The organism is Streptomyces sp. G7(2002) (assembly GCF_028870195.1).
GTDB lineage: Bacteria > Actinomycetota > Actinomycetes > Streptomycetales > Streptomycetaceae > Streptomyces > Streptomyces nigrescens.
The window spans coordinates 606,823-620,833 of record NZ_CP102609.1 but is presented as its reverse complement, the minus strand read 5'-3'; the positions used below and the strand labels follow the sequence as shown (position 1 = coordinate 620,833).

The following is a 14,011-nucleotide window of genomic DNA, read 5'->3' as shown; positions in this document are numbered from 1 at the left end:
TCCCTCGTGATTCACTCTATGCGGCAGATGTCCACACCTCGGATCATCCGCCGCCTCAGCGGTAGGCGGCCAGGCCGTCTGCCAGTTCTTCTTCGTCGCCGTCGTGGAGGGCATAGAGGGCTTGCTGCAGGGCGAATGTGCCGCGGATCGCGGCAATGCGGGTGGGGAGTCCCTTGTCCGGCCAACTGCCCAGGGCGAGCACCTGGCCCAGGAGGTCGTGGCCGTAACTGGCGCCGATGGCTGCGAGGTCCTCGGCCGGGTCGCTGAGGGTGACATCGTCCCAGTCGAGCACTCCGGCGAGACGCGGCAGGCCGTGATCCCACTCCCATAGGACGTTCTCGGCGCCGAGGTCACCATGCACCACTGCACGAGTGAGGTGGGGAAGGCCGTCGAGCGCGGCGAGTTCCCGCTCTGCCCGTAAGCGCCCGCTGTCGGACATCAGCCCGAACAACTCCGTGCGCACGTTCTCCGCGAACCGCTGCCACTGGCCTTCCGGGGGCCGGGGCAGAACCTCTCGTACCGACTCGTCGGTGCCGGCGCGGTCCAGCCTGGCCAGCAGTGTCGCGTACTGCGCCGCCACGGTGCCGGCCACATGGGCATCGTTGAGTGCGTCGGCCTCCAACGGTTCCCCGGGAACGCGGCTGAGCACCAGGAACGGCTCTTCTTCGGTGCCGTGGGCTCCGCCTTGCACCAGCGGCTCGGGTGTGCGAAAGCCGAGGTCGAGCCCGGCAAGTGCGCGGAGCACGGCTGCCCGCTCGGGCAGCCGGGCGGCCGCCGCCCTGGTGCGGGGCAGGCACACGACGCGCTCTGAGCCGAGGACTACGTGGTGGAACTGCCCCTGGCGTACGGCAAGATCGTCCGGTTTGTCGTCAGGCAGCAGGCGGCTCAGCAGAGCGCGATGCGTTGTACGGATGCTCACGAGGGTGACCTCTGGATCCTTCGATGGCGGAGGCGATGGTCCGACAGTGCGGTGATGTCCCGACATTGAGGCGTGTCCCGACAGTGCTGTCACGCCGCGTCGGCGAGGGGACGTATGCGCCGGCGGATGCCCTTTTGCTGCGGATGCGGATGCGGATGCGGATGCGGATGCGGATGCGGGGCCCGTTCTCGGCGCTGGGCGGCGCGGGCGGGTGCGCAGCGCTATGCGGTGAGCCCTGCCATGGCGGCCGCCGCTGTGGCCGTGGCGGGGTCCCACCCCGGGTGTGGCACGGCTGCCAGGAGGGCCCGGGTGTATGGCGCGGTCGGATCGGCGAGTACCTGCTCGGTGGGGCCTTGTTCCACGGTCCGGCCGTGCCGCATCACCAGTGTCTCGTCGGTGAGGTGGCGCACCACGGCCAGATCGTGGCTGACGAACACCAACGACACCCCGGTGTCGTGGCGGATCTCGGCCAGGAGTTGCAGGATCTGCGCCTGGATGGAGACGTCCAGCGCGGCGACCGCCTCGTCCAGGACGAGCACCTTCGGGTCGACGGCGAGCGCACGGGCGATGGCGAGGCGCTGGCGCTGTCCGCCGGAGAGTCCGTGCGGCCTGGCGCCGGCCTCCCGGGTTCCCAGCCCGACGAGGCCGAGCAGTTCCGTCGCCCGCTGTTCGGCGTGCTGCGGCGCTGCGCCGTGCAGCCGCAGCGCGGTGTGCAGGCACTGGCGTGCGGTGAGCCGGGGATCGAGTGAGACATAGGGATCCTGGAAGACCATCTGGATGTCCCGGGCCCTGGCCAGCCGTGCTGCCCGGCCCCGTGGCGTACGGGGTGTGCGGGCGTGGCCGTCGACGGTCACGGTGCCGGCGTCGGGCCGCACCAGTCCGACGAGCATCCGGGCCACGGTCGTCTTGCCGCACCCGGACTCTCCGACGACCCCGATCGAGCCGCCGCGCGGCAGCGTGAAGGAGATTACGTCGGCGGCCCGGTGCCGGCCACCGCCCGGCAGGGGATACGTCTTGGCCAGTCCCTCGGCGACCAGTACGGGCGTGCTGTCGTACGCGGGCCGGCGGGACGGGCCGTGGAGGGGATGGGTGCCGGTCATGGCTGCCTCTTCTCGTACGAGGACGGCGTGGGGGAGTCGGTCGGTGCCGGGGCGTCCGGCAGTTTGCGGCAGGACGCGGAGCCGCCGGTGGCCAGCGCGGCCGGGGCCGGTGTCCAGGCGGCGCAGTCGTCGTCGGCGTGTGCGCAGCGTGCGTGGAAGGGGCAGCCGGGGAAGGCGTCGGCGAGGGACGGCGGGCGGCCCGGGATGGGGCGTAGCACGCGCGGCGCTTCGGCCAGGTCGGGTGAACAGGCCAGCAGCCCGCGGGTGTAGGGGTGCCGGGGCGCGCCGAACAGGGCGCGGGCCGGCTGTTCCTCGACGACCCGGCCCGCGTACATGACGTACACCCGCTCGCAGTAGGCGGCCGCCAGTTGCAGGTCGTGGGTGATGAAGAGCAGGCCCATACCGTGCTCGTCGCGCAGGGTGCGCAGCAGGGCGAGGATCTCGGCCTGGGTGGTGACGTCCAGCGCGCTGGTGGCCTCGTCGGCGAGCAGCAGCTGGGGGGCGGCGGCGAGGGCGCCGGCGATGACGACGCGTTGCAGCATGCCGCCGGAGAGTTCGTGTGGGCGCTGCCGGATGCGGTGCTCCGGGTCGGACAGGCCCACGGTGTCCAGGAGTTCGAGGGTGCGGGCGCGCATCGCGGGGCGGTCGAGTCCGCTGCGGGCGAGCCGTTCGGTCAGGAAGTCGCCGATCCTGCGGACCGGGTTGAGTGCCGAGCGCGGGTCCTGGTGGACCATCGCGACGGTGCCGGCGCGGTGTGCGCGCAGTGCCGCTCCGCTCAGGGACAGCACTTCGGTGCCGGCCACCCGGACGGTGCCCTCGGCGCGGGCGCCCTCGGGCAGCAGCCGCAGCGCGGCCTTGGCGGTGGTGGACTTGCCCGATCCGGACTCGCCGACCAGGCCGACGATTTCGCCGGGGCCGACGCGCAGCGAGACCTCGGCGAGGACGGGGCGGGCGGTGCCGGGCAGTTGGAGGGTCAGCCGGTCGATGTCCAGTAGTGGAGCGGCGTCCGGCGGGGGAGCGGAGGGGAGGGGGGCAGTGTGCGTGGTCGGGTTCGGCATGGCGGCTATCCCTTGGCGGAGAGTCGGTCGGCGGCCCGGACACCGGCGACGTTGAAGGCCACCACGACGGCGGCCACGGCACAGCCCGGCACCATGGCCGGCAGCAGCGCCCCCTGGACGATCGCGGCCTGGCCCTCCTGCACCATCAGCCCCCAGTCGGAGCTGGGCGGCTGGGTGCCGAAGCCCAGATAGCTGAGGGTGGCCAGGCTCATCAGGGCCTCGCCGAAGAGGACGACGAGATAACCGGCGAGTGACCGGCCGAGGTTGGGGACGAGGTGGCGGACGCAGAGCCGGGCGCCGCCCATGCCCTGGACGAGGTAGGCATCGACATAGGGCTTGGCGCGTTCGGCGAGGGCGATGCTGCGGGTGTATTTGGCGATGGTGGGGGCGAAGGCCAGCCCCAGGGCGATCACCGAGGTGGTGATACCGGAACCGAACACCGCGATGATCAGCACGACGAACAGCAGGCCCGGGAAGGCGTACATGACGTCGGTGATGCGGCTGACCAGGGTGTCGACCCAGCCACCGCGCCAGGCGGCGACGGTGCCCAGGGTGACGCCGAGCACGGCGGCCAGCGCGAGCAGCAGCAGCGGCGCGATCAGACTGGTCCTGGCCCCGTACAGGACCCGGCTGAGCAGGTCCTGGCCGGAGGCGTCGGTGCCCAGCAGATGCTCCCGGCCGGTGCCTTCGAGCGAGGACGACAGATCGATGGCGTCCGGTGCGTACGGGGCGAGGAGCGGCGCACAGAGCGCGGCGAGCACCACCAGTGCGAGGAAACCGGCGGCCGCCGTCGGAGCGACCGGACGCCTGGTACGCGGGCGGCGGCCTGCGGTCACCGCCGGGCCGGGGCCCACCGCCGGATGGAGGGAGGTCATATGGCGCTCCTTGCGGCCTTGACCCGCGGGTCGAGCAGCGGGTGCACGAGGTCGACGAGGGTGGTGGCGAGGATGTAGCCGGTGACCATCAGCAGCAGGACGGCCTGGGCGACCGGGAAATCATGGGTGTTGATGGCCCCGACGAGCAGCGAGCCGATGCCGCTGATCCCGAAGGCGGTCTCGATGACGACGGTGCCGGCCAGCATTCCGGCGGTGACCAGACCGCACATGGTGACGATCGGTCCGAGGGCGTTGCGCAGCACATGCCGCAGGACGATCTCGCGCTCGGGGACGCCACAGGCACGGGCGACCTCCACATGGTCGGCGGCCGCGGCATCCAGCATGGCCTGCCGGGTGACCCGGCTGATGATCGCCAGCGCCCCCAGTGCCATGGACAGGGCGGGCAGGGTGAGGTGGTGGACCGTTCCGGCGAAGCCCGTTCCGCCACCGGTCACCGGGAACCAGCCGAGCCGCACCCCGAAGAGCGAGATCAGCGCGATGGCGGCGACGAAGGAGGGGACGGAGCCGGCGAGGGTGGTGGCGCCGACGACGGCGGAGTCCACCCAGCCGCGGCGGACCGCCGCCAGCACCCCGGCGCCGACGCCCAGCAGGACGAACAGCACCGTCGCGTAGCCCACGAGTGCGAGGGTGGTGGGCAGCCTGGCGGTCAGCAGATCGGCCACCTGGTCGCCGTAGCGGAAGGACCTCCCCAGGTCGGTGTGTACGCAGTCCCACAGCCACCGGCCGTACTGGACGACCAGCGGCTCGTCGAGGTGGTACTGCGCGCGGACGGTGGCGATTTTCTCGGGGGTGAGCTTGTCGCGGCCGCCGGCGAGGAAGACCGCCGGGTCGCCGGGGGCGGCGTAGACGGACGCGAAGATGACGAAGGAGGCGGCGAACAGCGTCGCGATGAGGCCGGCGATGCGCCGCACGAGTCTGCGGACCACGGCGGTTCAGTCCTTTTCCTGGGGCTGGTGGGCGGGGGCGGCCCCGGGCGCGGTGCCCAGTTCGGCGGCCCAGGGGTAATAGAGGTGGGCCTGTGACGCCGGCGGCCCGGTCAGTCCGTCCTTGAGGACGAGGACGGAGGGCACCTGCGCGACGGGAACCCACACCGCCGCGTCGGCGAACTCCTTCTGCACTCGTACGGCGAGCCGGGCGCGCGCCCCGTCATCCAGGGTGCGTAGCGCCTGGTGCACCGTGCTGTCGTACGTACGGCTTTTGAAGCCGACCCAGTTGTTGGGGCTGTCCGACAGGGCGTTGTCGTAGAAGCCCATCGGGTCGCTCTTGGAGATGTACCAGTCGCCGACCAGCACATCGATCTCCGAGCGGGCCTGCTGGGAGCTGTAGAACTCCTCGAACTGGGCGGTCGGCACGGTCTTGATCTGTCCGACGAGCCCGATGCTCTGCAGCGCGGCACGCACCGCGTTGGCGATGACGGTGCGGCCCTGGCTCGCGTCCGTGCCGATGACGATCGGTTCGGTGGGTGCCCCCGCCGACTGCACCAGCTTCTTGGCCCGTGCGAGAGCTGCGGCGTCCGGCCGCGCGGGGGCGGCGGCGTTCAGCTTCCGCTGCGCCGCGGCGAACGCGGGTTTCGCATAGCCCCAGGAGCCGGAGCCGACGGGGGTGGCCCAGGGCTGGACGAGCCCGCCGTAACCGGAGGCGGCGATGCCGGCGCGGTCCAGGGCAAGGGACAGTGCGCGGCGGATCGCGGGGTCCTTGAGGCCGCCGCGTTCGGTGGGGATGAGGGCGAGGGAGGCGGTGCTGGGGCCGTAGTGCTCGGTGAGTCCCTTGCGTCCGGCCAGGGCGGCGGCGGTGTTGGGGGATTCGGCGTAGCCGCCGTCGGCGGCACCGGTGGTCAGGGCATTGACGAAGGCGCTGTCGGAGGCCCAGCGGAAGACGATCTGCCGGGTCAGCGGCTTGCTGCCCCAGTAGCTCTCGGAGCGGCGGATGGTGAGGGAGTCACCCGACTTCCAGCTCGTGAGCTCATACGGGCCCGAGCAGGCGTCTCCGCGCCCCGGAGTACCGAACTCCGCTCCCGCCGCCTGTACTTGACTGCGGTGGTACACCAGCCCCGCATCGCCCGCGAGCGCCTTGGTGAAGAGGGCGTCGGGCTCCTTGAACGTAATGGTGATCTCGTGCGGACCCGTCTTGGCCATCTTCTTGACGTTGCCGAACTCGTCGGCCTGCTCCATGTCCGGGTCGGCGTGCCGTTTCAGACTCCACAGCACGTCGTCGGCGGTCATCTTCGCGCCGTCGTGGAAGGTGACGTCGTCGCGCAGGCTCAGCACCAGGGTGGTGGGGTCGGGGCGGGTGGCCTTCCGGGTGAGGAAGGGGCGGACGGACATGTCCGGCTGGAGCTGGTAGAGCCGCTCGCAGACGTTGGTCAGAACGGCCCGGCCGGCGCTGGTGCCCTGGGTGTCCAGGTCGAGGGAGTCCGGTTCGTCCTCCAGCAACCAGTTGACGGTGTCGAGCCGGCCGGTGGCCTCGGCGGTCGTGGGGGTGAGCCGGAGATCGGCGGCGTTCAGCGCCTTGCCACCGCCGAGGGTGTTGGTGGCGCCGCTGCACCCCGCCGTGCCCAGGGCGAGGGTGACGACGGCCGCGGTGAGCAGGGGAGCGGTGGGCCGGGGAGTGCGCTTCATCGGTGTGCCCCCGGTCCGTCGTAGAGGTTCCACGGCACCCGCTGGTACTCGTGCTCGCAGGGGGTGCCCGCGGTGGCGTGGTATTCGCCGCTGGTCAGATCCACGCACGAGGAGACCAGTGTCGTCCAGTGCCGGAGCGCGGGCTTCCGGGGATCGGGGTGGGTGCACAGCGACTCGGGGTGGCCCAGGTGGTCGGACATCGCCTGGCGGATGATCTTGCGCGACTCGTCGGGGCCGGTGGACGTACACAGTGCCCGCAGCCCGGCCTCGGCACGCGGGACCCGTACGAGGGAGTCGGACGACACCGGGCGGTACCCGGCGGTGAGCGCGGCCGGGACGCCGGCCTGGTAGTGGTTGCCGTGCACCAGCAGCCCGTCGGTGGGATACATCCAGCCGTGTCCGGCCGGGGTGGTCTCCAGGTCGACGGCGAAACCCTCGCGACAGGTCAGCAGCGCGTTGCTGGCGATGTGCGCGCGGGTGCGGCACAGCACTTCGAGGGCGTCGGTGATGCTGTCCTGGTCCAGGACGCTGCGCCGTACGACGGTCTGCGGCAGCCCGATCGCGTCGTCGAACCGCCCGCCGAGACCGTTGGCGTTGAGCGCGATACCGGCCGAGCTGGCGCCCTGGCGGCCGATCTGCCCGGCCTCCACCTGCATGATCAGCGTCGGTTTGGGCGGCTGGACGATCCGGAGCAGCACGACGGTGTCGGCGACGCCGGCCCGCCAGTCCCAGTTCTGCCCGGCGTAGACATGGCCGTCGCCGCTGGCCTCCCCGTAGACGGCGTAGGAGGTGCAGCCCTCGGCGGGTTCCTCATCGGCCGACAGCGCCGCCTCGCTGATCTTGGTGAAGGACTTGTCGTAGAGGACCTCGCCCCGGGCGTTGAGGGCGAGGATGTCGAGCAGGTTGACGCCCGCGCCGTCGGCGATCCCCTGCATCTCGTCGACCAGGTGGGGTGCGTAGTCGCGGACCGGCGCCAGCCAGCGGGCGGCACGGGCGGTGACCTGCTGCCAGGTCAGCCCGCTGGAGGCGCCGAAGGCGGCTTCGTAGTACGCGATCGCGGCGTGGATGCGGTCGCGCACCGCCTCGCCGTACTGACGGCCTCGTTCGGCCGGCGGACCGGCGATCTCGATGACCGGAAGGGTGCGCTGTGCCATGTCTCTCCCTGCGCAGGACCCAGTGCCGGGACGCGTGATGCTGTAACGTCAATTTCAGCAAGTGGGTCTCTTGGAATGCGTTGTCCAGGAGAGTAATGCCGGTCTCATGAAAGTCAAGGGTTGTAATGGAGATTCCAGCAGGGGCGGGCGTGGGCGAGGGCACCGGCATGACGCGGCTGCGGGCCGCCGTCCGCGACGCCTGGGACGAGCTCTCCACCTCCGAGCGCGCGGTCGCCCAGTACCTCGTGGGGGCCGAGCCCGAGCAGCTGCTCTTCGCCAGCGCCCAGGAGCTGGGGACCGCCAGCGGCACCAGCAACGCCACCGTCGTACGCGCCCTCCAGCGCATCGGCTACGCCGGCCTGCCCGCCCTCAAACGAGATCTCACCACCGACTTCACCACCGCCGTCGCCCCCGAGGTCCGGCTGCGGCAGCGCATCGCCCATGTCGGCAAGGACCTCACGGGCATCTGGGACGACGTCTTCGACGAGGCGGCCGAACGGATCGGACACGCCAGGCGGCTGACCGACGCCGAGTCCTTCCAGCGCGCTGTGGCCGCACTGGCCCAGGCCGGGGAGGTGTTCTGCTACGGCGTCGCCGCCTCCGAACTCGCCGCCCGGCACCTCGCCCTGATGCTCGCCAGGACCGGCCGCCGGGCCCGCTTCCTGGGCGCGACCGGATTCGCGTTCGCCGATGCGCTGCTACCGCTGGGGCGCGGCGACGCGGTGGTGGTCTTCCAGCCGGCGCGCCCGCTGACGGAGTTCACCGTGCTGGTGGAGCGGGCCCGCGCGGTCGGCGCCAAGGTCGTCTTCGTCACCGATGAACTCGGGGACACCTTCGAGGGCCGCGTCGAGGCCGTACTGACCGCGCCGCACACCCCCACCGGCATCACCGCCGAGTCACTGACCGGCCTGGTCATCGCCGACGCCCTGCTGCTCGCCCTCACCACGCTGGACGAGACCCGCGCAGTGGAGACCTCACACCAACTGACCGCCCTGCGCGAACAGTTGCTGCCTCCTTCGGTACGCGCCCGTGGCCGGAAGGAGGCCCCTTAGACGCTTGTGCTGGCCACTCGCACTGGCCGCCCGTACTAGTCCACTCGCACGGGTGGCGGTGCGCCAGGGAGCCGCCTTCGTCGCGCGAGCGATGGTGAACCGGACTCCACGGCAGGGTGGACCTGCCCTCGTCATCGGACGAAGCGCACCTCTGGATGGGACGGCGAAGGCCCGTCCAGCAGGCGTCGCGGCCGGCCCAGCAGGTGCTGGTCGAAGAACGCGGTGACATAGGCGCGCTGGGCGGCGGTACTGCGCCCGGGGTCCACGGTGCCGATGTACTGCTCACGGGTCTGCGCCGGGATGTCCAGGTACTCGTCCAGTGCGGGCACGAACGACTGAGCGTCGGTGTAACTGAAGTGGCTGCCCCGTTCCAGGCTCAGGTCGCGCTTCCAGCCGGTCGAGCGGTCCCAGAACGACTGCCAGGACGGCTTGTTCAGATGCGTCTGATCCGCCTTGCCCATCAGCATGAACGGTCGGTTCAGCCCTTCCCGGGCCACCGGCAGGAATTCGGTCTTGCTGTACTGGAGCGTGCCGTCCATGTTGATGCCCGCGTCGATACGCCGGTCCGCGCGCATGGCCTCGGCCGCGGTGGCACCACCGCCCGAGTGGCCGAACATGCCGATCCGGTCCAGATCCAGCGCTCTGCCCAGTCCGTTGGGCAGACGGCGTCCCTCGGCATCGGGATTCCCGCCCTCCCGCAGCACCTCAAGCTGGTCAAGGACGAAGCGTGTGTCGCGCACCCGGGTGTCGATCGCCTTCTTGAGCCCCTCGACTCCGCTCATCGGCTTCTGCAACTCGACCCGGCCGCCCGGGAATTCCACCGCCGGGACCTCATAAGTGTGGTCGATGGTGACCACGACGTAGCCGCGGCTCGCCAGTTCCACCGCCGTCGAGGTGCCGAGCGCACGGAAGGACTGCAGGCCCGGCGAGTACAGCACGACCGGCCGCCTGCTGTGGTGGTCGGCAGGTGCCATGGCGGCCGCGTCCGTCCGGATGGCGGCCCAGTCCACCTCGCCGGGCCGGGCCAGCCTGAACGGGTCCGACTCGTCCACAAAGCGCGCGGTGCCGGGCTGCAGGTACGGCTGGCGTGGACACTCACGCGTCGAACGCGCCGGATACCACACGCTGACCATCAGTTCCCGGTCTCTGCCGTCGGCCCAGGGGTCGGGCCGCTTGTGGTCGACGAGATGGAGCTCGGTGCTCCCGACCGGCTTCCGCCCCGTCGGCTCGGGCAACTCGAACCGCACCGCATCATGAGCTGCCGAGGGGCGGGAATCGGATGGGGCGGTGGCAGAGGCGGCAACCCCCACCCCGATGGTCAGGGAGAGGGCCAGCGCCACTGCGGTGGTGACGACTCTGTGGATTCGCATGCCGGCCACTCTGGCTCCGGCCCCGCACCGCTGCATCCGCCGACAAGTGGAGACGCACCCTGACGTTTTACGGGTACCTTCCGCCGACTTCTCAGGGGAGCCGGAGTCTCAGAGTACGGAGCGGATCCGGACGTCCGGCAGGAGCACCCCGGGGCGCGAAGAGTACCTTGGCGTCGTGGTGCAGCGGTTCCAGAGGACGGTCCGGCTCACCTCCGCCAACCGGTGAGCACCGGACCTGTGGTTCGCCCGTACAAACGAGGGGGCGACTCATCCATGCGTCGCCTGGCAAGCTCTGCTGAACCCGATGCACGTATCATGATCGTCGAATCGAGTATCTGGAGCGATTCACATCCCCTCGCCGACACTGACACCCGGTACGACACCACATCGCACGGGCTCAACGGCAGCACGACCACGGTTACTTCGGTGGAGCGGAAGCGCCGACACCTGGTTCGCGGCATCGGCCCCCGACGTATGGCTGACCCGTGCCGCATCCCCAGGTTCGTCGGACGTCTGCCCGACCGTGCGACCCATCACAGCCCAACCACCGCTTATGGCCGTAAACAGCAAGGAACCTCATGTCCCCTTCAGCACCGCAGCCGCACAACAAGATCGCCGCCAATCCCCCTCGCCCGGCGAAGCCCGACTACAGCAACGTTTTCATCGAACCCGTCTACACGAACCGCTTCAGCGAAGCCGACCTGGAGGACGATCTCGACGCGCCTGGCACCTCTCACGCCGACTACTGACGACCTTGGACGCGGGGCGGCATCTCACGGTCCGCCTCCGCCTCCGCCGCTACCTCCGCCTGCCCGCAGAGCACGGACGCGCGTCGTCGGTGGTGGGGGCGTTGTGCGGCGGACCTCTGCTCACGCGGAGGAACCGGGCGAGGACAGGATCGCGTCCCGCGCCGCGACCGTCCCCGCAGGTCCGCGCGTGCGGGGAGCGGGCCGCCCTCTACCTGTAGCCGGCCGCCGGCATCGACCGCGCCGCCGTCACGCCGCAAGCCGTGCCCCGCTCCACTCAAGAACCGTTCAAGAACCGTTCAAGAACCGTTCATGGACCGTTTCTGATGGATTGCGGGTCCTGTGCGGTGCCGGCAGCCCGGGCTCAGGTCGCCATGAACCGGCTCAGCTCGCGTGACTTCCGCTGAAGGGCAGCTGCCCACGCCTCCCCGGAGCAATCCGGGACCGCTGGGACCTGAACATCCTTGAACTCGCCGCCCTCGACAAAGCCGGCCGGCTGCCAATTCACCTCGATGCCTGCCCTCTCCGCCAGGACGAGCACTGCGGCGACGAACCCCTCGGCCAGGGCGGCCATGACGGCGTGGCTCGTTCTCCGGTGCCACGCGAGCAGGGCGTCGACGAACGCTTTGAACGGGACGGGGTCGATCTGGCACTCGTCAGCTTTCATGGGGCCGATGCCGGACGGCAGACCCACTTCGGCTTGGTAGACGTGTACCTGGCTCATGAACAGCCGGGAGGCCCCGTTGGACGGGTTCCACAGGGTCTGGTCGCCCATGTCGAAGTACTGGCTCACTGCGGCCTCTTCGCGCTGGTCATACGGGGCAGCGTAGCGAGCCACTGACATTACGGGCAGCCAGCCCTCCACTGGAATGAGCCAGAACCGGTCTCCGTGCACAGAGCCGCCGGCCCTCGGACGGCGCCCGGCACCAGCCCAGTCCTGTCCAGTGTCAGGCGACTGTTACTCCGCCTTCGGTGGAGTCGGTGGAGCGGCTGAGTTTCTCCCAGGCGTCGAAGTCGTCCTGGACGCGTTGGCGCCGGGCGGTGACCAGGCGTAGCGCGTCCGAGCCGAGCAGGATATGCACGGGAGGCTTCTCCGCGTCCAGGAGGGTGAGAATGGCGTCGCCCGCGCGATCGGGGTCACCGATGCCCTGACCCGCGAGGGCCTGGCGGCGGGTCCGGATCGGGTCGAACAGCGCGTCGTAGTCGGCGATGCTGCGTGGTGCGCGGACCAGTGACCTACCTGCCCAGTCGGTTTTGAACGCGCCGGGAGCTACGGCGGTGACCCGCACGCCGAACTGGGTGACCTCTTGGGCGAGGGTGTCGGTGATGCCTTCCAGGGCGTGTTTGCTGCCTTCGTAGAACGCCAGTCCAGGGAAAGTGGTGTGCCCGCCCATCGAGGTGATGACGAAGATGTGGCCGCCGCGCCGTTCCCGCATGCCGGGTAGGACTGCTTTCACGGTCGCTACCGTGCCGAATACGTTGACCTCGAACTGGCGGCGCAGATCGGCCATCGATGACTCTTCGAAGGTGCCTTCGAGCCCGTAGCCGGCGTTGGCCACGAGCACTTCGACCGGGCCCAGTTCCGCTTCGGCGGCCCGCACGGTGGGGTCGATCCGGTCCGCGTCGGACAGGTCGAGGATGAAGGCCCGGGCACGGTCGGGGGCCAGTGCCTGGAAGGCGGCCGCGTGCTGCTCGGTGCGCACGGTGCCCGCGACCCGGTGCCCGGCCGCCAGGGCTCGTCGGGCGATGGCCAGTCCGAGGCCGGTGCTGACGCCGGTGATCAGGAATGTCTTGCTCACTACGGGTGTCCTTTCGTGGATGAGTGTCAGGCCGCGGGGCGTGCGTGGGCACGGCGGCATCGACCCCGCGGGTATGGCGGGGTCGTGTCTGGGTGGTGTTGGTGCTGGATCGCCCGGTTCGGGCGGTGGTCAGGACTCTGCGGCGGTGTCCCGGGTATTCGCGGTGGCGGGTTCGCTGCCCCAGCTGGCCAGCAGTCGCAGGCGCTCCTGAGATGGCGAGCCGGACGGCGCGCAGTAGACGACGAGCGATTGGCCCGGGTCGGCGGCAGAGGTGAAGATCTCGTACTGCAGTTCCAGGTCACCGGCGACAGGGTGGTGGAGGCGTTTGAGGCCGGTGCTGCGTTCCTGGACGCGGTGTTCCGACCACCACGCCGGGAACTCGGGTGAGCGCATCATCAACTCACCGATCAGGTTGGCGATGCGCTGGTTTCGCGGCTGGGCGGCGGCGGCCAACCGCAACCCATGCACGTAGTCGCGGGCGACGCGTTCCCAGTCGCACCACACCAGGCGAGCACGCGGATCGAGCAGCGTCCAGCGCGCCATGCTGCGTTCCCGGCGCGGCAGCTCGGCCACATCGGGAAACAGCAACGCCCACAATGTGTTCCCGCCGACGACCGTGAGGTTCCGGTCGCTGACAAAAGCAGGAGCCAAGTCCATCGACTCCAGCACCTGTCGCAGCGCCGGTCGTAGCCGTGACGAGGGCTCGGCCCGGTCCTTGTGCCCGGCTGTGGTGCCCGCGAGGGCGAACAGATGCCGCCGCTCGATGTCATCGAACCGCAGCGCGTCGCAGAGGGCATGCAGTACCTGTTCGGACGGCTGCCGGGCGCGGCCTTGTTCCAGACGGGTGTAGTACTCGGTACTCACCCCGGCCAGCTGCGCGACCTCACCGCGCCGCAGACCGGCGACCCGGCGACCGGCGCCGAACTCGACCGGCAGACCGATCTCATCCGGCGTGAGTCCAGCACGGCGGGCCCGCAGGAAGTCGCCCAAGTCGTTGTTGCCCATGCCCTAAGTCTGCTGTTCACCCAGCCGATCCCCAAGGGCATAGCTGGCCCTGCCAGTACTACACACCAGGACACCCTCGGGATGCCTTCGAGGTCGTCAACTCCGCGCTCAGCGACAACTGCCAGGTGGCCGAGGAGTGCGGTGCACGAAGTGCGGCGCTATCACTACCCAGGCCGGGCACGAGGGGCGGGGATGGACACTGGCCCGCCTCGACCTCATGGTCGACCGTAACCGGTGACCGGCTTGCGGTTTCTCGGGCCGTCGGCACGTTCACCCGGCCATCCAGGGCGCAGG

Annotated in this window: 13 protein-coding genes; 2 read left to right on the top strand and 11 right to left on the bottom strand. The window is 70.4% G+C overall.

Features of this window, described 5'->3' with window-relative positions; genetic code table 11:
- Positions 1 to 55: 55 nt before the first annotated feature.
- The 7 genes from vph to NUT86_RS02700 all read right to left on the bottom strand — a co-directional run bounded on the left by vph (position 56) and on the right by NUT86_RS02700 (position 7,745).
- On the bottom strand, positions 56 to 919 hold the full coding sequence (gene vph / locus NUT86_RS02730) for a viomycin phosphotransferase (RefSeq protein WP_274733131.1): 864 nt from the start codon (positions 917 to 919) through the stop codon (positions 56 to 58).
- A gap of 221 nt (positions 920 to 1,140) precedes the next feature.
- Positions 1,141 to 2,019 (bottom strand): ABC transporter ATP-binding protein, encoded by an 879-nt coding sequence (locus NUT86_RS02725; protein ID WP_274733130.1) that lies wholly within the window; start codon positions 2,017 to 2,019, stop codon positions 1,141 to 1,143.
- Positions 2,016 to 3,077: an ABC transporter ATP-binding protein gene (locus NUT86_RS02720; protein ID WP_274733128.1), complete on the bottom strand. Its 1,062-nt coding sequence runs from the start codon at positions 3,075 to 3,077 to the stop codon at positions 2,016 to 2,018. The genes NUT86_RS02725 and NUT86_RS02720 overlap by 4 nt, the downstream gene beginning before the upstream one ends.
- A 5-nt stretch (positions 3,078 to 3,082) precedes the next feature.
- On the bottom strand, positions 3,083 to 3,952 hold the full coding sequence (locus tag NUT86_RS02715; protein ID WP_266437134.1) for an ABC transporter permease: 870 nt from the start codon (positions 3,950 to 3,952) through the stop codon (positions 3,083 to 3,085).
- Entirely contained in the window at positions 3,949 to 4,899 is a 951-nt protein-coding gene (locus NUT86_RS02710; RefSeq protein WP_093648091.1) for an ABC transporter permease, read from the bottom strand. The genes NUT86_RS02715 and NUT86_RS02710 overlap by 4 nt, the downstream gene beginning before the upstream one ends.
- A gap of 6 nt (positions 4,900 to 4,905) precedes the next feature.
- Positions 4,906 to 6,591, bottom strand: a complete 1,686-nt coding sequence (locus NUT86_RS02705; protein WP_274733124.1) for an ABC transporter substrate-binding protein — start codon at positions 6,589 to 6,591, stop codon at positions 4,906 to 4,908.
- Positions 6,588 to 7,745, bottom strand: coding sequence for a C45 family autoproteolytic acyltransferase/hydolase (locus NUT86_RS02700; RefSeq protein ID WP_109886897.1), 1,158 nt, complete (start codon positions 7,743 to 7,745; stop codon positions 6,588 to 6,590). Before NUT86_RS02700 ends, NUT86_RS02705 begins: the two co-directional genes overlap by 4 nt.
- A 125-nt stretch (positions 7,746 to 7,870) precedes the next feature.
- Between NUT86_RS02700 and NUT86_RS02695 the strand changes: the two genes are divergently transcribed.
- The gene (locus NUT86_RS02695; RefSeq protein WP_239471623.1) at positions 7,871 to 8,797 is read left to right on the top strand and encodes a MurR/RpiR family transcriptional regulator; all 927 of its coding nucleotides are present in this window, start codon (positions 7,871 to 7,873) and stop codon (positions 8,795 to 8,797) included.
- Between the two features lie 131 nt (positions 8,798 to 8,928).
- Here the strand turns inward: NUT86_RS02695 and NUT86_RS02690 are convergent, their stop codons facing one another.
- Positions 8,929 to 10,167: an alpha/beta hydrolase family protein gene (locus tag NUT86_RS02690; protein ID WP_274733121.1), complete on the bottom strand. Its 1,239-nt coding sequence runs from the start codon at positions 10,165 to 10,167 to the stop codon at positions 8,929 to 8,931.
- A 578-nt stretch (positions 10,168 to 10,745) separates the two neighbouring features.
- On the opposite strand from NUT86_RS02690, the gene NUT86_RS02685 reads away from it, so the two are divergent.
- Positions 10,746 to 10,916, top strand: coding sequence for a hypothetical protein (locus tag NUT86_RS02685; protein ID WP_159491550.1), 171 nt, complete (start codon positions 10,746 to 10,748; stop codon positions 10,914 to 10,916).
- A 361-nt stretch (positions 10,917 to 11,277) separates the two neighbouring features.
- Here the strand turns inward: NUT86_RS02685 and NUT86_RS02680 are convergent, their stop codons facing one another.
- From NUT86_RS02680 to NUT86_RS02670, 3 genes are all read right to left on the bottom strand, one after another.
- Positions 11,278 to 11,757: a DUF6086 family protein gene (locus NUT86_RS02680; RefSeq protein ID WP_274740359.1), complete on the bottom strand. Its 480-nt coding sequence runs from the start codon at positions 11,755 to 11,757 to the stop codon at positions 11,278 to 11,280.
- A gap of 103 nt (positions 11,758 to 11,860) precedes the next feature.
- A complete protein-coding gene (locus tag NUT86_RS02675; protein ID WP_274733119.1) occupies positions 11,861 to 12,712 on the bottom strand; it encodes an oxidoreductase in 852 nt (283 codons plus the stop codon).
- A gap of 129 nt (positions 12,713 to 12,841) precedes the next feature.
- The gene (locus tag NUT86_RS02670) at positions 12,842 to 13,717 is read right to left on the bottom strand and encodes a helix-turn-helix transcriptional regulator (RefSeq protein WP_274733117.1); all 876 of its coding nucleotides are present in this window, start codon (positions 13,715 to 13,717) and stop codon (positions 12,842 to 12,844) included.
- Positions 13,718 to 14,011: the final 294 nt, after the last annotated feature.